A 19246-nucleotide genomic window follows, 5' to 3' on the forward strand; every position below is an offset into this window, starting at 1 on the left:
GTCATAGGCGCTGCGCCTCATCGAGCGCTCCCAGAACTTCTGGCACCCCGAGTCCTTCCATGGTTTTATCACGGGACGAAACAACCGAAACACCGTGGCCGGGCGGTTTCCATATCGCCGGGTCCGTCGGTCCGAATAGAACCACACTCGCCGTTCCGCAGAAGACGGCGCAGTGACTCACGCCCGAATCATTACCCAGATAAAGCGATGCGCCGGATAATACTCGACACAGACTTTCAATCGTTTCCGGCTTCACAATCCCGAACCGTTCCCCCATCATACGTTCGAATCCGCGCTCAATCTCCGCAGGACCGAGAACGAAAGTCGTTTCGTCTCTCCACGTTTCCGCTACGCTTATAAAACGCTCTATCGGCCAGTTCTTTGTCATTCCGCCGCTTCCGGGGTGTATAACCAGCCCTTTTCTTTGGCTCACGGAATTTTTCTGTCCGGACGGTATGGAATCGCACACCGTTTTCCGATGATTTCTGTTCCGCCTTATGATGCCTGCCAGATGCACGGTAATATGGTCGCGCCAGGCCTTCGGCGGATTCGGGTCACGAATGAAACATCGTCCTGCGCCGGCGGATAGTACTCTCTTTTTCAGGCGCTTACTGTCGCCCGCAGTAAAAAAAAATACCTCATCATAGTCAGAAAAAAAGGAGCGGAGAAAGGGGGATGGTTCGTTTTCAGAGAAAATCCCGGAATAATCCGCCGTATCGACATGAAAAAAACCGTCGAACATGCCGGACAAACGGGCGACTGCGAGCATGGTCGCATTTCCGAGCACACGGAGATTCGAATCGGGATTCAACTGCCTGAGACATGCCGCGACCGGAAGGGTCAGGATACAGTCGCCAAGCCCGCCGGTTCGGACAAGGAGAATATTCATCTCCGGATAAGTTCGAGGGCGGTTTCGAGAATATCTTCGATTTTAGCCATGCGGCCCATTCCGGTACGGCCGTCGGCAAGCTTGCCTTCTTCCGGCCCGATAAACCGGACGCCGACCTTTTCCAAAATCTCCACATTGTTTTTAACCATGGGATTTTCCCACATCCGGTCGTTCATCGCCGGGGCCATAAGAACCGGTACGGTGGACATCATGGTCAGAACCGTCGTGCTTACAAGGTCATCGGCGATTCCGTGGGCGGCTTTCCCGATGATATTCGCCGTGGCGGGAGCGATGATAAGTATGTCCGCCCTGTCGGCAAGGGCAATATGCTCGAGGTCCCACTTGTTTTCACGGTCGAACATGTGTACGGCAACGGGATTTTGAGAAAGCGTTTCAAGTGTCAGAGCCGAGATGAATTGCGTCGCGCTTTCGGTCATGATCACAAGGACTTCGGCGTTTGCAGACTTCAATTCACGAACCAGCATGGCACTTTTATAGGCCGCAATTCCTGCAGTAACAGCAACCACAACAGTCCTGTCCCTAAACATTTCTGCGTCCCCCGGGGTTTGTATGGAGTATTATTGGTCTGGTGATTATACAGTGACATCATTGAGTAAACATGCGTAGAATATATGCACGTTTCCTGTCCCCCTTTCGATAAGGGGGGACTACAGGGGGGATCTTCGTAACCTGTTGATTCACTTGATACCCCTGTCCTTCGGACATCTTCTTTTTTCGCCCGGCAGCTTCTCCCCTACCGCATCAGGAGCAGCTTGCGATTGACCACAGTATTTTTCCATGTCAGATTCACAAGATACATGCCGGAAGAGACTGCCCTTCCCTCGGAGTCGGCCCCGTTCCACAAAACGGTATGAACACCCGCCGTCATCGTATCGGCAAGGAGCGTCTGTACGACCTGCCCGGCGATATTATAGATAACCACCTTCGTGTATCCGTCCCCGGGAAGAGTGAACTCTATCTGGGTAACGGGATTGAACGGATTCGGGTAATTACCGAGAATTTTCGGCGCCGTTACCGATGATTTCTGAGTGCTTCCCTGATCGTCACCCGTAGACAGGCGGGTCACACCGCCCGTTGTGCCAAACCATTTCACGCCGTTTTTATCGACAGCGATGGACAGCACCCTCATGCTGCCGAGGTTCTTTCCGGCCGGATACTGAGAAATCGACCAGCCGTTTGAAACAGCGATACCGTTCATGGTACCGAACCATATCCTGCCGTCGATATCAACGGCAATCGCCCGTGTATCGTTGACAGGAAGTCCGTTTTGCATGGTATAGGTCTTCCATGTCTTGCCGTCGTATCTCGCGACACCGTTATATGTCCCGAACCATTTCACATTGTCACGACCGATACCGATAGCCCTGACCGGCCTCGAAGCGAGCAGGTTTTCACTCCAGTACTGTTTCCATCTCGTACCGTCGAAACTCGCGGCTCCGCCGTACGTGCCGAACCATTTCACATTGTCCCTGTCCACCGCCACAGCTTCGACATTATTGTTCGCAAGCCCGTCGCGCTCTGTGTACGTCTGCCACTCGACGCCGTCGAAGCTCGATACTCCCCCTCCGTTCGTGGCGAACCATTTCACATTGTCACGGTCAACGGCGACAGCCCTTACCTCGTCGCACGCAAGTCCATCCTTCACTGTGTAGGTTCTCCATTCCGACCCGTCGAAGCTCGACACACCTTTACCGAATGTGGCGAACCAGATTACACCGTCCCTGTCGACCACCGTACCACGTACATCGTTGCCAGCAAGACTGTCAGCCGTCGTAAAGGTATTCCAGCCTATCCCGTCAAAAGCGGAGACTCCCGCGGATGTGCCGATCCACGGCATCCCGTCCTGATCACACGCCACGGCATACACCGTATTGCCCGCAGGATCGTTATCGAACGCGAAAACGGACCATTTCACACCGTCATAGCGGGTAATCCCGCCGCCGTATGTGCCGAAATACACCACATCACCCGATGTAACAATGGATGTCACAGCGCCAGCAGCAAGACCGTCCGCCTCGGTATAGCTCTTCCACTCTTTTCCGTCATAGACCGAAACACCGAGATCGGTGCCTACCCATATCCTGCCGTCGGCGCCAGCGGCAATCGACTGAACATTTTCCGATAACAGGCCATCACGCCGTGTATAGCCTGTCCATGAAGAACCGTCGAAGCTCGACACGCCGACCTCCGTGCCGAACCACATGGTATTGTCAGGATCGACGGAAACAGCCACGACAGTGTTTGAAATCAGCCCGTCCCTGGACGTATAGGTTTTCCAGCTCTTCCCGTCATAGCTCGATACACCGGCCAGGGTCGCAAACCACTTGACTCCGTTTCTGTCAACGGCGATGTCAACGACCATATTATTGGCAAGACCGTTTTCACGCCTGTATGTGTTCCAGAAAACACCGTTGCAGCTCGATACGCCGTCCGTCGTACCAAACCACTTGATGCCCTGAAGGTCGATGGCGCTTGACAGAACGGTATTGTTCGCCAGACCGTCTTTTTCCGTGAACGTCGACCATTTGAAGCCGCTGAAAACAGATACTCCGCTGTTTGTTCCTATCCACATCAGGCCATTTTTGTCACGGCTGAGCGTATTCACGGTATTACCGGCAAGGCCGTCCTTCGCCATGTATTTCTGCGAAGTGTCATTATGCGTATCCCACAGTACAAGCCCTCCCGGTGTCCCACACCAGAGCGCTTCGCCATCCGGAACGATATCGAGGATATAGTTACCGTTCGACCATGTATTCCAGATTTCACCCGCGGAAGCGGGGATATATGCGGCAATCATTATGACAAACGCCGCAATTATTGTTCTCCGAATCATACAATCACCTCTTTAATCCTCTCATGATGCTGCACTGACAACATCGTCAAATTCTTCGATACTGTAACGCCTGAGTATTTCTCCCACAAGATAGAGCGAACCGGTCGCAATGACAAGCCCGTTTTCCCCGGCAAGTTCGATCGCCCGATCCAGCGCGCCGGTGGGATTTTTCTCCACAAACTTCGTCACGGTGCCCGGCGAATGCCCGGCAAGTTCATCCGCATCCATGGCGCGTGGATTATTAACCTGTGTCAGCACAAACCGTGATGCCGTCTTTCCGAGTATTTCGAGCACATCACGGACATCCTTGTCACGGCACATGCCGACAAGGGCAACGACACGCTCCCGCCGGGCAAGAGACGATATATATTCATGAACCATTTTCATGGCGCCGGTATTACACGCGCCGTCAACAACAACTATCGGATTCTCAGTCACATGCTGGAGCCTTCCGGGCCACTTGACATGCCTGATGCCCTCACGTGCCGTATCCTCGTTTACGGGATACCCCCGCTGTGATAGAACCTCGAGCGCGGCGAGAGAGACTGCGGTATTCTCATACTGCATCGCGCCGTTAAGCTGAATGTGAACGTTGTCCAGTGTCCACCGGGTTCCGCTGTAGTTTATGCCACCGCTTGCAATATCGTACTGGACATCACGCCCGATAATGACAAGCTGTGCTCCCGCCTCACGAGCCTTCGACTCGAGGACACCGAGTACTGCTCCGTCCTGCGGGGCGCTGATTACCGGTATACCGGGCTTGATGATGCCCGCTTTCTCACGGGCGATCTGCTCGGGCGTATCACCGAGCTTGCCTCGGTGATCCATCGAGATCGAAGTTATGACCGAAACATCCGGCTCGATAACATTCGTGGAATCGAGCCGCCCGCCCATCCCGACTTCCAGAACCGTAACATCGAGGTCGTTCCGGGCAAAATAATCGAAGGCGAGCGCTGTCCAGACTTCAAAAAAAGTCAGGCTTTCGAATCGCCCGGTTATCTCCTTAATCCGGTTTACCGATTTGACAACCTCTTCACATGATATACAGACGCCGTTCTGACGAATTCGTTCCCGGAAAGTGATAAGATGAGGCGAAGTGTACAGGCCGGTCTTCAAACCGGCCTCACGAAGTACAGAGTCTATCATTGCACAGACCGAACCCTTACCGTTCGTACCGGCGACATGAACGTACCGGCCATGTTCATGGGGACTACCCAGGGCATGGAGATAATCTCGGTACCGGTCGAGATTGAAATGGACAGTATCGTACTTCCACCCGGCGTGACGTTCATAGTCTATAAAGCTGTAGAGAAACCGGAGCGCCTCCTCGTATGTCGATACCTGGCTCATGAGCGTGCTTTCATAACACGTTCATGGATACTTTGCGCGGCCCGCCTGCCCGCGCCCATCGCCTGAATAACCGTGGCGGCCCCGGTAACGATATCTCCTCCGGCATATACCCGTTCCTTGCCGGTCTTGCCGGTCTCATCTGCGATAATATTGCCCCACTTGTTAATCGGCAGATCGGGTGTCGTCCTCGGAACAAGGGGATTCGGCAGATTTCCGATAGCAACGATGGCTGTATCGATTTCCACATCGAATTCCGATCCGGGAATGGGAACCGGTCTCCGCCTGCCCGAAGCATCGGGCTCGCCGAGTTCCATTTTCAGACACCGCACCGCCTGCACCATGCTGCGGTCATCACCGATAAATTCAATCGGAGCAGTGAGAAACATGAACTCGATCCCTTCCTGGCCGGCATGATGTACTTCTTCGGCTCTTGCCGGCATCTCGTCTTTGCTCCGGCGATAGAGAACCATCACCTTTTCGGGACCGAGTCTCAGGGCGGTACGCGCTGAATCCATCGCCACATTTCCGCCGCCGAATACTGCCACGCGCCTGCTTTTCGGCATGGGGGTATCGTATTCGGGATAGAGGTAACCTTTCATGAGATTTGAACGGGTCAGATACTCGTTCGCGCTGAAAATACCGCCGAGATTTTCACCGGGTATGCCTAAAAACACCGGCGCGCCCGCTCCTGTGGCAACATATACCGAATCGTACCCTTCATCGAGCAGGCCGTCGATGGTCTGTATGCGGCCGATAACAGCATTCACCCTGATTTTTACGCCGAGTTTTTCAAGGTATGATATTTCCGCCTGCACGATCACCTTGGGCAGCCTGAACTCCGGTATCCCGTACACAAGTACACCGCCGGGCTTGTGAAGGGCCTCGAAAATGGTCACCTCATGCCCCAGTTTCGCCAGATCACCTGCGGCTGTCAGTCCCGAGGGTCCCGAGCCTATGATCGCTATCTTCCTGCCGGTCGGCGGCGCGATCTGAGGCACAACCATATCGCCGTGGGCGCGTTCGTAGTCGGCGGCAAACCGTTCGAGCCTTCCGATGGCAACCGGTTCGCCCTTTTTACCCCGGACACACAGTACCTCGCACTGTTCCTCCTGGGGACAGACTCTTCCACATATTGCCGGAAGGGAATTCGTTTCCTTGAGTTTCCAGGCGGCCTCGATGAATTTCCCCTCTTTGATGAGTTTTATAAATCCCGGAATATCGACACCGACCGGACATCCCGCCACGCATGGCCGTGCCTTGCACTGGAGGCACCGTTCCGCTTCCAGCATCGCTGTTTCGGCATCGTACCCATTCGGTACTTCCCGAAAGTTCCTGACCCGTTGTTCCGGCGCCTGTTCGGGCATCGGCTGACGGGGTATACTCATGCTATTCTTTGCCATCGAACGCTCTCTTTTTTATACAATTCGGATTCTCGTCTTCTTTAACGGGCTGCGCCGCCGCAGTCGCCTCACGCTCCTGATCCTTGAACATGTTGAGGCGGTGCATCAACTGGACAAAATCGACCTTGTGACCGTCAAACTCGGGGCCGTCCACACACACGAACTTCGTCTCCCCTCCGACCGTGATTCTGCACGCGCCGCACATGCCGGTGCCGTCGACCATGATCGCGTTGAGGCTGACTATCGTGGTGATTCCCATCGTTTTGGTCAATCCTGAGACCGCTTTCATCATGGGTACAGGGCCGATTGCCACGGCAAAATCGAAGTGATCGCCTTTTTCGGCCCGTTCCTTCAAAACATCAGTAACAAAGCCCTTCTGGCCGTATGAACCATCATCGGTCGCTATATAGACTTCATCGGACGCCCTGCGCATCCAGTCCTCGAGTATGACCAAATCTCTGGTCCTTCCGCCGAGGATCGAGGTCACACGGTTTCCGGCTGCCCTGAACGCCTGGGCAATAGGGTGAATCGGAGCTATGCCGATTCCTCCGCCGACACAAACCACATGGCCGTAACGCTCGATGTGTGTGGGATGGCCAAGCGGCCCGACCACATCGAGTATCCCTTCCGAGATGGGCATCTCTTCGAAATACGCCGTGGATTTCCCGGTTCGCTGAGAAATGATGGTGATCGTTCCTTTTTCCGGGTCGGCATCGGCTATGGTCAGGGGAATACGCTCCCCCTTCTCATAGAATCGCAGAATAACAAACTGTCCCGCTTTACGGGACCTCGCAATTTCAGGAGCGAGCAGAACCGCCTGTGTTACTCCGGGAGCAATGATTTTTTTCTCCAGAATCTGAAACATCGTTCCATGAACCTCGTTTTATATGTTAAAATAAGCTGATTTACTGTGGTTAAAGATACATAAAACGAAATAAAAATACAAGGATAATACAGATTTTATGAACACTGTTTTCAGCATCGGAAATTGCAGCCAAAAACAGAAAAGTCCCGGACAAACCATAGCCCGGGACTCTTCGATATTCTCAGAAAAAATGCGGGATTTTACAGATTTCCTATTGCCAACCGTTTCGCCAGGAGCTCACTCGCCTCGTCGAAAAACGTCAGGGTGTTGATCAATTCGGTATCGTCGGTATGCCATATCCGGTAACGGGCTTCGGAACCCCACTTTATACGGGCGATTTCCTGCTTTATCTCGCGCTCGATAAAATGCCTGCTCTCCTCGAACAGCGTCAGTGATACGGAGTGTCCCGACTCCTTGATATTCTTGATCATTCCGTCAATCATATCTTCGGGGATTTCATACTTCTGCAGGAATTTCTCGAGATCGGTATTGAACGGTATCGTATCTCCCGAGGTTATATTCCTGTCGATGGCATATTTCTTGAAACGCTCGAATTCATTCTCGGGAATACGGTATTGAAGAAGAAAATCCTCAAAATAGACAGGAATGTCGTTGTGACGGATCAGGTAGTCATTGGCGAACTCGAAGAAAATATGAGTCCCCCGCAGTGCTGATTCGTATTCATTGAGCTTCGGCGGTATTTCGATCACCCGGTCGGGCGTTATCCCCCCTCCGCCGTACACATTACGGCCGAGATCGGTGTAGTAAACCGGTTTACCGACCTTCGAGGAATCGGCGGCATTGGGATCGACATCGTCGAATCCTTCCTTGATATAGTCGTCCCTGCCGTTATCGTACGGCCGCTGTATGAGACGGCCCGATGGAGTATAATAGTGGGCGACGGACAGCATAAGCGTCCCGAAGTTTTTCTTGTTGAGCCTCGTCACGAGTGGAAACGGATTCATGACGAGCCCTTTGCCGAATGATGTCTGCCCGACGATGAGCGCACGGTCATGATCCTGAAGCGCTCCGGCGACAATCTCCGATGCCGATGCCGAATAATGGTTGATCATGACAATCAGCGGTATGGTGGTATAGCTCGTATATTTTTCGGACGGGGAAGCGTTCCATGTGTTGTTATCGGAATCGCGTCTCCCTTTTGTATAGACCACGGTCCCCCTGTTGATGAAAAAATTCACCACGCTTACGGCGGCTTCGAGCGATCCCCCCGAATTATTACGGAGATCGAGGACGAGTCGCTGCATCCCCATAGCTTTTAATTTGTCCAGAGCTTTTGCCACGTCATCCTGTGTCTTTATGGTAAACCGGGTCAGTGAAATGTAGCCCGTTTTATCATCGATCATATATGCATGCGTAACGCTGTTAATATTGACCTTGTCACGGGTGATCGTGAATTTGAGGAGCTTATCCTCTCCGGGCCGCTCGACATGCACAGTCACCGTGGAGCCGCTCGGGCCGCGGAGCAGATCTTTCACCTTGTCCTCTTTTATCCCAAGGACGCTTTTATTGTCGATCTTGACAATCTTGTCACGGGACAGCAGTCCGGCCATCTCGGAAGGTCCCCCCTCGACAACCTCGATCACCGTAATCTTGTTATCCAGTATGGCAAAGGTTATTCCGACTCCCTCGAAATCTCCTCTGATTTTTTCGCTGAAATCATCGGCTGTGGAACGGGGCATATAACTCGAGTGCGGATCGAGTTTTTTTATCATCCCGTCAACAGCGCCCTGAAGCAGCTCGGTTCCGCTTATCGAGTCGACATATGCCCTGCGAACCCTGTCCAGAATAAGTGTTTCGAGCTGAAAAATATCGAGCTCTTCGTACTCTTCTTCGCAAAATGCCTGGATGGGGAAACTTGTCAGAAGGATCAGTGCGAGTATTCCTGCAATTCCGTAAAACGGTTTTTTCATTGTCTGGAGCTCCTTTTATTGCTGTACATCCCGCCGGGGAGAATATCTATCATGGTAATCGCCGTTCCCGCATCTCCCGTGATATTTTCATCGGGCAGTTCGGGAACAAACTTGAATTCAGGCCGTTTCAACGTACCGAATCTGCTGCATATACTCAATATCTTTGAATAGGGCAGGCTGGAACCCGCCATAATCACAGTATCCACCGCATATTGTTTCAGAATTTCACAGAGCTCGCTTACGAGCCCCAATACATGGAGACCATCGACCTCACGGCCTCGTATTGCACCGGGAGTCGTTTCCACACATCCCACAACATCGTACGACGCAAACTTCCCGCTTTTGAAAAATGTCCTGAGTTTCACAGCGTCGGCAACAGCTCCGACTACTAATACACGTCGATACCCTATTCCCGGTTCCCGCTGATAGTATTCTTCACGCAAAAAACGCCAGCCGGAAATGAATATCGAATTGAAACCCCAGCAGTAAAACGATGCGATACGGGAAAAATTGTATTGGTTAATAAAATTTACAATAAAAATATTGAACAGAAACCCTATAAATACTCCGGAAAGAGCACGTTCGGAACTGAAACGGTACCGGTGGTACAAACCGACAAAATAGAATGTCGTCATATACAGGACCGAGTATACAAGAAAAATGCTCAGCCACTGAAGATTCGAATAATCCGGAGCATCTTCGAACGAAATGCCGAACCGCATGACTAAACCAAGTATAAGGGAAATATTGAGAAGAAGCAAGTCGGTGAACGGCTGACGGGTATTTTTCAGGAGATTCATGATATACATCCATGCCATTCCCGAATAAATCCCGGCAATGAGCAGCCACCGGGGGAAAACGATTCCCGGCCGGTTCGAATAGTGCTTGCCGACAAATATCATCATGGCATTATAAAACACATGGATACTCTTAAGGGTCGGCACCGTTTTGGTGCTTTCGCCCTTGAAATGAATGATCTCCGTCCAGGGCACATAATATATTTTCCAGCCGGCTTTTTTGATACGGTAGCAGATATCGAGGTCCTCTCCGTACATGAAGAAATCCTCATCGAGGTAACCGACTTTGTCGAGCGTCTCTTTTCGCATCATCATGAACGATCCCGAAAGCGCATCGACCTCGGAGAGTGTGTCGGGATCGAGATAGGTCAGATTGTATGCCCCGAATGTCTTTGATTTGGGGAAAATCGTGGAAAGTCCCACCATCTTGAAGAATGCGACGCCGGGCGTCGGGAATCCTCTCCTGCAGGCAAGCTGGAGCGAGCCATCGGGGTTGATCACTTTGCAGCCTGCGGCTCCCGCATCGGGATGGCTATCGAGAAAATCGATCATGGTCGTTATGGTATCATGCCCGAGCACCGTATCGGGATTCAACAGAAGAACATAACGCCCGGCGGCCTGCTTCAGCGCCTGATTATTTGCTTTTGCAAACCCGGCATTATCCGTGTTCACAATGAGTTTCGCCTTCGGGTGCTTCTTCCTCACCATGGCAACGCTGTCGTCCGAGGATGCATTGTCTACCACAAAAACTTCATACTGCACACCCTTTGTCGAATCCTCGAGCGTGATAAGCGCCTGATCGAGATAGGACGAAACATTGTAGCTCACAATAATCACGGAGAGGTCGATCATAGTTTACCCATCAATTTCAGGAATCTGAGTTTCCATACCATGAAAGCCGCCTCACGGGCAATGCCGAAAGACATTTTCGAGCTGCCCTTCGTACGGTCATAAAATATGATCGGGATTTCCCTGATTCTGAATCCCCGTACCATGGCGCGCATTGACATCTCGATCTGGAATGCGTATCCCGTGCTCCTGACCTTGTCGAGGTCTATTGATTCGAGAACCTCCCGGCGGTAACACTTGAACCCCCCGGTCGCATCACGGACCGGCATTCCGGTGACAAGCATCGAATAACGGTTGGCAAAATAGGAAATCAGAAGCCGTGTGAGCGGCCAGTTCACAACATTGACTCCCGAAATATACCGTGAACCGAGCACGAGATCGGCATCCTCGATCGCTTTCATGAAATCATGGAGATATTCGGGCCTGTGGGAAAAATCCGCATCCATTTCGAATAAAAGGGCATATCCGTGGTCAAGCCCCCACCTGAAACCAGCTATATATGCCGGACCAAGCCCCTGTTTGACCGCGCGGTGGAGCACATGGATCCGCCCGTTCTCCTCCGCGAGCCTGTCGGCTATCCCGCCGGTGCCGTCCGGAGAATTGTCATCGACCACAAGCACTTCGAAATCGTACGGCATATCGAGGACAGCCCTGGTAATCTCCGATATGTTTTCTTTTTCATTGTATGTCGGAATAATGATCAGCGCTTTCATGATGTCCCTTTAATGAATAATCTCCATGACCATGGAGGTCACAATGAAAGATTAAAAAGAGTATTCAGATACAGTATCTCTTTATTTTTTTGAGTCACCAACCGCAAGTTTTTCGACACAATAAGTCCTGTACCCTGACCCACCCTTGTTGCCCTCATGCTGAAACGTTGTAGCACCCTCCGAAAGCGAGGTCCGATACGGTTACCAGCTTCTGTTTCAATAACTCGCTCATGACAATTTCCGTCATCTCGCTCGCAAAGGGAAACTCATACCGGAGATCGAGTACATATGCTTTCAGCCGTACTTTCAGGAGCGACCTTCCCTGATAAACCTCGTTTTTAATGATGATGACGATGGGTTTGTTCAGGTACACATACTGCGAGACAGCCGCCGCCCGGTACGCAATTTTTTTCAGTTTCACCAGGTCGATTCCGGGAGGAAGATAAAATTCCGACACCACCTGACAGTTGAATTCTCCCGAATTGGCATTTGAAACCGACTGGTTGACAATATTGCTGTTGGGGATCGTAACAAGCGAATCATCGGGCGTTACAACGCGAACACTTCTCATCCCTATCTGGACTACTTCGCCATAATGCTCGCCGACCTGGATTTTGTCCCCGACCTGAAACGGTCTGTCCAGAAGTATCGTGATCCCGCCGAAAATATTCTTGAGTATATCCTGCGACGCAAAACCGATCGCTATTCCGGCGGATGCAGTCACAGCGACAAGGGTTTCAATCGGTGGAGCAAATATCTCAAAAATAATAACATAAATAACAAAAGTCCACCCGATTATACGAATAATGGGTATCACCCGTTTTATCAGCAATCGCAGGTTCGTCCGGTGTTCCGCAAAAGCTTCCAGCACAATGGTTACATATTTAAGAGCTATGAGAGCAATGAAAAATATGATTACCGACCATAGAATCTTGGCAACGTTGACGCTCCATGCAATTTTCGGTCTGGTTTGTTCGATTGTATCCCGGATAGTGTCGCCTGTCTTCTGCGTGACGGTATCCTGAGCCGCCGAGACTGAATCCTGAACAGTCTGGGCTGTTACATGCCGGCCATGAATGACAGGAAGCGCCGTCAGCAGCACCAGACACATAAACATACGATATGTACGCATCGGGAAGGCTCCTTATCAAAGCATATTTTTCGACTTTAATGCCTTAACAACAGGACGGTACATAAAGGGATGAATAAAATAATAACCGTCCTGGTTTTTCTGTAACAGACTCCTGTTGAACATTCTGTTCAGAATCATCAGACTATCTTTGATGTCCTGGTGAAAAACCACTGAATGCTCATGAGTATTGATGATTTCATGCTGTATGACAGCCGCAAGGGTAAAAAGCTCAACCGAGGGAAGCTGGTAGATGAAGGTATGCTCGAATTCGATGCTCGGTGAAAGCACGAACCTGTCCTTCGTCACTTCTTTTATTGCCATAAGCCAGAAAAGTATGGCTGTCCGGATATTACCAGCGGACATCTCGGTGAGCTGTCTGAAAAGCTGATCCTCGAGATATGCCTGACGTTCCTCTTCGGTGGCAAGCTTCCGGAATTTACGTGACTGCTGAACCGCTTCGGGAGGTTCATACACTAATTTATATCCGCTCAGCTGGTGACGTTTTACAATTATTGCGGTCATTTCTTCTTTTGTCTGGACGCCGAGCACGAGAACACGGCTGAAATACTTGGATATATTCAACACCTTTTCGAGATACTGCCATCCGTACATGGAAAACGTGACCACCCAGAATATGGTGCTCTGCGTTACGGAAACAAACAGAAGAAACCGCTCGATTGCATCGAATCCTTCAACCGTTCTCAGAAACAGCTGATGAACATTTTCCATGACACATATCAATTGTGAATTGTTTTTCACAAGCTGCGATTCCAGCTCTTCCATGGTTTGAACATCCGGGGCGTTAAAGGCGGATTTCAGAGTATCGAGCAGATCGGCTTCCCGGTATATGGTTTGAGTCAGATTGATTTTAACAAGAGGAATACCGATGAAAATATCGGATTCGGCAAAATTCAGGAGGGTGGTTTTTCCGCTGCCGCCCTCGCCAACCACCGCCATCGATGTGCTTTTCCCATCCCTCCACAGGGCAAAATCGCTCCTGATAAGAGCCATTTCGTCATCACGCGCCGCGAAAAAACGGCTGTCCAGCAGCGGCGCCAGGCTGAAAAGACGCTGATAGACATAGGGAAGCTGGGATATTTTCTGACGTGATTCGGTAAGGTAGCGGGCAAGTTTTTCATCGATGCTGATCGCAGGTACTGTCAATCCGGTCATTTTTCTCAACCGGAAATAGCTCGTCCGGATTTTCCGCACATATCTCATGACATATGGAATCGCTTGCCGAACGGACGATTCTGCTCTTTTCCATGCGGTTTTCGACAGATGCCGCACATTTTCACGGGTTTTTGCACGAGCAAGACGTATTTTCAGATCGAATATCCTGGTGCTGTCTTCCAGTTCCTGAATCTTGTTGTTCAGATCGAGGGTCATTTCCATGAGGTCTTTACGGATATCACCGGATAATTCAATAAAAGACTTTTCAAAATCCACAAGCTGCAGCCGTGTCCGTTCCAGCCCTTCGATCACGAGTCCGCGGGCATTTTCAGAGGTTTCCTCTGCAGCGCCTTCATTGAGGAGCGTGAGAGCGGAACTGAGATTGAATTCGACTATCTGATCGATTCCGGAAACGGTGTTAATGAGGCGTTCAAGACGATCGTGAATCCGGACGGAAAAAACCTGATGATTCCCGACCAGCGGAACAATGATTTCTTCACGAACCAGGTTTTTTATGGGTACTTCATCGGTATCGGATACGGGGGGCATATTCTCAAGGTCACGGCGGAGGAGGAGTATGTGGGTATCGGCGATCAAATCCTGTAATTTACGGATCTGGTCGATATAGTCTTGAAACACTGCATCGATACCGGCTTTGTTAATCGAATCGACGAGAGCGGGTATCCTCTCCTCGCGCAACTGGCGGATAAGGGTTTTACTTTCGGATACTATTTTTTCACCGAGAACGGATTTTTCACTATCAACCGCCAGATTGAATTTTTCGAGGGAATCGGCTGTACTCAGATCGATCTCTTTGAGGCGGGGAAGGATGTTTTCAGTAACGCTTTTCTCCACGAGGGAATTGGTTTCGCTGCAGGTGATGACCGCTTTCACCTGGAAAAGAGATAATTCGATGTCCTTGAGCCATTCATCTTTTTCCGCATCGAAATGATGTTTCCATGCCCTCCCGGTTTCTGCGATTTCTTCCCCTCTCATATTCCTGCGCTGCTGGAATTTTTTAAGATCAAAATCAATATCAGGCAAAGCAAATGTCCCGGCTTTGCCCCATTTGTCACCGAATTCCCGGACGATTCGAGCAAGGCTGTCCGATTGGCGTTCGCCTGTACCCCCCTCGTATACATCGATTTCTTCAACCATGGATTTGACAAGCAGTATGTGGTTGTGGAACTGCTGCAATCGAGCGCTGTTTTCGTCCTTGTCACTGTCCGCGCACAACGTTTGAAAATCTTTCACCTGAAGGAAACTGTTTTTTACCGATTCACCTGAATCATGGATTCGGGCAAGTTGCGTGGCAATCTGGTTATACCGGTGCTGCCATTCATCCGTGATAGCGTGCGAAATCGGGATTTCGAGCCGGTATCTCAAAAAATTGTGGAGATTGAAACTCCGTCTCGGGATCAAAGGCTCGCGGGGGTTTTTACCGAGCACTTTTCCGATGGTGTTTCGCATGCTGACACCTGCCCGTCCACACCATATCAGAAACCGTTTGTACCGTTTACCCAGCAGTATATAAGTGGTGTCTCCTTCTTTCGGGAGCCAGAAGTCGTCTGTAATAATAATGGTTACATGTTCCGGGTATTCCGACAGAAACTCGTAGAATCGCTTTTCCCAGTCACCCCATAGTTTTTCATCGGTGAAATCCCCGAGAAGATCTCCGATCGAGTCAATCCAGACAAGCATGTTTTCCAGCAGAGATTCGTATTCCCGCCTGGAAAAAGAAATATAATTTCTATCCTCGGTTTTCTCGACCAGACGATCATATACTGCTTCCGTAATCGCCAGATAACCCGTCAGCAGCCGACGATGAAACCGTGTAATCAGTTCACTCGATTGCCGTATGGCTGTCTCGGCAATCGGGAGAATCTTTTCGATAATTACCATGGTTTCCATAGCGCATTTCTCAATTTACAATTTGGGAACTATAAATCTTGTTAAAACACTTCCCCTAACCCTGACTCACCCTCTCAGTCTCCCTCTCTACCCTGTAGTGAGGGAGATGGTAAACTATCGGGAGCGCCCGATTCCCCCTCTCTATCGCATAGAGGGGGATCAGGGGGTGAGTTAATCCCCGATTAATGATCTGGAGGCCGGCCCGTAAAATCTTTTATAACGCCCTCTCAGGGAGCTGTGAACAAGTATCGTTTTCACCCGCCTCTCTTCATCCGTCTCATTGCCTGTGCTACACCTGTGATAGCCATGACACCGACAACAAAAAGAAGCGAAGCAAGGGTCATTTTTTTCCCCGACTCATAGGGTGTCGACCGGTAGGAAAAGACAACCTCATGGCTCCCGGCCGGGCATTCAACAGCCATGAATGTCCCGTAAGCCCGGTGAATTCGAGCGGGAGTGCCATCGACAGAGGCGTGCCAGTAGGGAACAAAATTCTCGGACACCACGAGAAGCCCCGGAGCCGCGCAATTCGCTTTCATTCGGATACCGTCACGGGTATACGCGACATCTTCCGCCCGCGAGACCGTTTCGCCTGTTCCTGCGCCTGCGCCGGGCAGCCCGATCCCGCACTCTTCGTTGATAATGGCTTTCACGGCGGGATTGAAGTCCGCATCACGAAGACGCTCAACCGCGAGAGTATCATCGGGAACCACAACACAGTCATGCACGATAAACGCACGGGGCAGCGCGGCGGTATTTTCAACGAGCACGGTATTGTTATCCTGGAGCGGAACGGCTATATATTTAACGCCGGCGACCCTGAGAAAGTTGTTTTTAGGAATCTCCTCCTGTTTGAAATTGTAATCATCGAGCCAGTACTGGAAGTAATTTCTGAAAATCTTCCCGGCGTACAGCTCGTACCGCTGAAGTTCGTTGTTGTGATGACCGTCGGCGGACTCGATCCCGAAGACTGCATAGTAATTGGGGCTCTGCCTCTGGCTCAGGGTCAGAAGGCCCGCAAAAACCCTGAACGGAGGCTCGTTTTTCATCTTATCCCGAAGCTCTCTGACCACCCGGTCGGGAGCAATACCCGGAAAAGTCGCGGGATCGATGACCTTGATAAATCCATTGTCCACGATCGCGCCGTCGACAAAGGCAACGAGGGCGATGAGCACAACAAGCGCCGTCACCCCGATCTTCCGGGACAGAAACATCCACAATCCCGCGAGCGCGGCTCCCGAGAACAGCACGATACGCCAGAGATCGCTCCTGATATAGGGCAGGTTGGCCTGGAGCGCATCGAGCTTCTGATCGGACACACCATGATAGAGTACCGCCCGCCAGAGATCGAGGAGACCGTTCATTCCGACAGTGGCGACAATTGCCGCGACAATGATCCCGCCGACAGCATAGAGGAGCCGGTGGTCGCTCTCCTTCAGCGAGGTTTTCCGCTCGAAAAGCGCATCGAGGAACAGCGCGGCCATGACACACACTGAAAAACCGAACATGAAAATCATCATGCCCGATGCCCGGAAATTCTTGATGCCCGGAACAAACGCATAGAACAGCCGGTAGACCGGTGTATTCCCCCCGAGCGAATATATGAGCGACAGAATACCCGTTCCCAGGAAAAACCACGTCTTCCGTGTCCGGAAGCAGAGCAGCGCGAGCAGGGCGAAGAGGACGGGAAGAATTCCGCCGTATTCGGAGTTCAGCTTGAAGAAGTTTCTCCCCCAGTAGGTATTTCGCGAACGGTCTCCGATGCCTGCTTCGAATCCGGGGAATGACGGTACTATCAGACCCATCGCCTCTTCGGGATTCATCGACCATGAGGTGGCATATTCATAGCCGGTACGCTCGGCACCGGCGCGCACCGACTCGGTGGTTGTGAACCTGTAGGACGGCAGGAGCTGGACAGCGCCGAGGGTCAACGCCACAATCACGGCAAGCGCGAAAAGGCCCGTTTTCAGAGCACGTCCCGAGCCGCTTTCCTCTCCGCTGAAAAACAGCCTGAACAGAAAATAGAGTCCGATGAGCCAGTATGAATAATACGCCATCTGCACGTGCGATGTGAGGATGAGCAGCCCCATCACTGCGCCGAGCCCGGTGAAGGTCGGCAATCGCGGCCTGTTCATGCCCCTTTCGAGAAGCGCGAGCGCGAGCGGAAGAAAGGCGATCACATACATCTTCGCGTCATGCCCCGAATACAGCAGCGTCACGAACGAGGGCGCCAGCATATACATGATTCCGCCGAGAAAAGCAGCCTCGCGGCGCACGTTGAGTGTCCTCAGGAAGAGGAACATGAATATCCCGGCAAGGAGCACATGCCACACGAGCTTGTGCCCGAGCGCCCGTGTGAGCGGCATGTAGAACTTGAGCCAGGCGCCGGGATAGAAGGTATCGCCGTGCATGGCGTCGATAAAGGGCATCCCTCCGAGAATGAGCGGATTCCAGCGCGGTATTCCGCCGTACTCGGCATGGTAATCCTTGTAGAACTGGCGGGTGTAGATGCCGTCCGGAATGGTATCGGTACCATACAGCATGCCGTCGCCGAACAGGAAAACACGGAAGAGAATCACCGTGACAGCCAGATAGACGGCGAAAAATACCCAATGCGCCCTCGGGCCGGAAATCACGGTGTCAATTACTGAGGTTTTTTCCGATCGGGCAGTGTCTTTACTCTTTGGTTCGTGCTGTTTTTTTTTCTTTACCATAACATGGGAGCCTTTATCAGGTAGAGTTAATCTCTGTATAAATAAATGATTATGATATATTATTAGTTATTCAATTACAAAAAAATACTCCAACATAGTGTGCTGTAGCCAGTATCTATAGATATGAATAGAATTCCGGCGGTGGAAAAAAACGTTTCCGATCTGTACTCCCCGTTGAAAAGCCCCGCGTTCACAACCGGTTTTCGGAAAAAGAATGGGTGTTGTCCGAGCGAGCCGAAGGCTCGTGAGTTCACACATTCCCGAAAAACGGGCAGTGAACGGGGAATAAGGCTTTTCACGGGGTGCCCTTTCCTTGGTTACTTCCTTTGGGCACGCAAAGGAAAGGAACGTAATTATCGAACTTAATAGAATATGATATGTGTCATCGTGGGTACCCAAAAACCACTACTCCAATGAAAATAATCCCTATTATATCATGCTCTGGTGCCCCCTCAAAAATCTAGGATGAATTGTATTGTAATAAATAGTATAACACCCTTTGGATCTTGTGATTTTTTAACCCCCGTTGAAAAGCCCCGCGTTCACAAACGGTTTTCGGAAAAAGAATGGGTGTTGTCCGAGCGAGCCGAAGGCTCGTGAGTTCACACATTCCCGAAAAACGGGCAGTGAACGGGGAATAAGGCTTTTCACGGGGTGCCCTTTCCTTG

12 protein-coding genes are annotated in these 19246 nt (G+C 51.2%); all 12 read right to left on the reverse strand.

All coding sequences use genetic code 11. The features are described from left to right. Window position 1: 1 nt before the first annotated feature. Window positions 2-889 carry a glycosyltransferase family 9 protein gene (locus tag LLG96_10390; protein ID MCE5250613.1) on the reverse strand — a complete coding sequence of 296 codons (888 nt, stop codon included), beginning with the start codon at window positions 887-889 and terminating at the stop codon, window positions 2-4. After that, a complete protein-coding gene (locus LLG96_10395) occupies window positions 886-1437 on the reverse strand; it encodes a hypothetical protein (protein ID MCE5250614.1) in 552 nt (183 codons plus the stop codon). The genes LLG96_10390 and LLG96_10395 overlap by 4 nt, the downstream gene beginning before the upstream one ends. A 206-nt stretch (window positions 1438-1643) precedes the next feature. Then, window positions 1644-3743 (reverse strand): T9SS type A sorting domain-containing protein, encoded by a 2100-nt coding sequence (locus tag LLG96_10400; protein MCE5250615.1) that lies wholly within the window; start codon window positions 3741-3743, stop codon window positions 1644-1646. 21 nt (window positions 3744-3764) lie between these two features. Next, window positions 3765-5093, reverse strand: coding sequence for a bifunctional folylpolyglutamate synthase/dihydrofolate synthase (locus LLG96_10405; protein MCE5250616.1), 1329 nt, complete (start codon window positions 5091-5093; stop codon window positions 3765-3767). Next, a complete protein-coding gene (gene gltA / locus LLG96_10410; GenBank protein MCE5250617.1) occupies window positions 5090-6493 on the reverse strand; it encodes an NADPH-dependent glutamate synthase in 1404 nt (467 codons plus the stop codon). The genes LLG96_10405 and gltA overlap by 4 nt, the downstream gene beginning before the upstream one ends. Further along, the gene (locus LLG96_10415; protein ID MCE5250618.1) at window positions 6480-7358 is read right to left on the reverse strand and encodes a sulfide/dihydroorotate dehydrogenase-like FAD/NAD-binding protein; all 879 of its coding nucleotides are present in this window, start codon (window positions 7356-7358) and stop codon (window positions 6480-6482) included. The genes gltA and LLG96_10415 overlap by 14 nt, the downstream gene beginning before the upstream one ends. Window positions 7359-7558: 200 nt before the next feature. Beyond that, window positions 7559-9289: a S41 family peptidase gene (locus LLG96_10420; protein ID MCE5250619.1), complete on the reverse strand. Its 1731-nt coding sequence runs from the start codon at window positions 9287-9289 to the stop codon at window positions 7559-7561. Continuing rightward, window positions 9286-10938: a glycosyltransferase gene (locus LLG96_10425; GenBank protein MCE5250620.1), complete on the reverse strand. Its 1653-nt coding sequence runs from the start codon at window positions 10936-10938 to the stop codon at window positions 9286-9288. The genes LLG96_10420 and LLG96_10425 overlap by 4 nt, the downstream gene beginning before the upstream one ends. After that, window positions 10935-11648, reverse strand: a complete 714-nt coding sequence (locus LLG96_10430) for a polyprenol monophosphomannose synthase (protein MCE5250621.1) — start codon at window positions 11646-11648, stop codon at window positions 10935-10937. The genes LLG96_10425 and LLG96_10430 overlap by 4 nt, the downstream gene beginning before the upstream one ends. A gap of 154 nt (window positions 11649-11802) precedes the next feature. After that, window positions 11803-12780, reverse strand: a complete 978-nt coding sequence (locus LLG96_10435; GenBank protein MCE5250622.1) for a mechanosensitive ion channel family protein — start codon at window positions 12778-12780, stop codon at window positions 11803-11805. Between the two features lie 15 nt (window positions 12781-12795). After that, window positions 12796-15864, reverse strand: a complete 3069-nt coding sequence (locus tag LLG96_10440) for an ATP-binding protein (GenBank protein MCE5250623.1) — start codon at window positions 15862-15864, stop codon at window positions 12796-12798. Between the two features lie 254 nt (window positions 15865-16118). Then, the gene (locus tag LLG96_10445) at window positions 16119-18578 is read right to left on the reverse strand and encodes a YfhO family protein (GenBank protein ID MCE5250624.1); all 2460 of its coding nucleotides are present in this window, start codon (window positions 18576-18578) and stop codon (window positions 16119-16121) included. Window positions 18579-19246: the final 668 nt, after the last annotated feature.

The sequence above is a fragment of the bacterium genome (genome assembly GCA_021372535.1).
In the GTDB taxonomy this organism is placed as follows: domain Bacteria; phylum Latescibacterota; class Latescibacteria; order Latescibacterales; family Latescibacteraceae; genus JAFGMP01.

Coding starts and splice junctions, on each gene's coding strand:
- LLG96_10390 (MCE5250613.1), bottom strand. CDS start 889: ATGAATATTCTCCTTGTCCGAACCGGCGGGCTTGGCGACTGTATCCTG.
- LLG96_10395 (MCE5250614.1), bottom strand. CDS start 1,437: ATGTTTAGGGACAGGACTGTTGTGGTTGCTGTTACTGCAGGAATTGCG.
- LLG96_10400 (MCE5250615.1), bottom strand. CDS start 3,743: ATGATTCGGAGAACAATAATTGCGGCGTTTGTCATAATGATTGCCGCA.
- LLG96_10405 (MCE5250616.1), bottom strand. CDS start 5,093: ATGAGCCAGGTATCGACATACGAGGAGGCGCTCCGGTTTCTCTACAGC.
- gltA (MCE5250617.1), bottom strand. CDS start 6,493: ATGGCAAAGAATAGCATGAGTATACCCCGTCAGCCGATGCCCGAACAG.
- LLG96_10415 (MCE5250618.1), bottom strand. CDS start 7,358: ATGTTTCAGATTCTGGAGAAAAAAATCATTGCTCCCGGAGTAACACAG.
- LLG96_10420 (MCE5250619.1), bottom strand. CDS start 9,289: ATGAAAAAACCGTTTTACGGAATTGCAGGAATACTCGCACTGATCCTT.
- LLG96_10425 (MCE5250620.1), bottom strand. CDS start 10,938: ATGATCGACCTCTCCGTGATTATTGTGAGCTACAATGTTTCGTCCTAT.
- LLG96_10430 (MCE5250621.1), bottom strand. CDS start 11,648: ATGAAAGCGCTGATCATTATTCCGACATACAATGAAAAAGAAAACATA.
- LLG96_10435 (MCE5250622.1), bottom strand. CDS start 12,780: ATGCGTACATATCGTATGTTTATGTGTCTGGTGCTGCTGACGGCGCTT.
- LLG96_10440 (MCE5250623.1), bottom strand. CDS start 15,864: ATGGAAACCATGGTAATTATCGAAAAGATTCTCCCGATTGCCGAGACA.
- LLG96_10445 (MCE5250624.1), bottom strand. CDS start 18,578: ATGGTAAAGAAAAAAAAACAGCACGAACCAAAGAGTAAAGACACTGCC.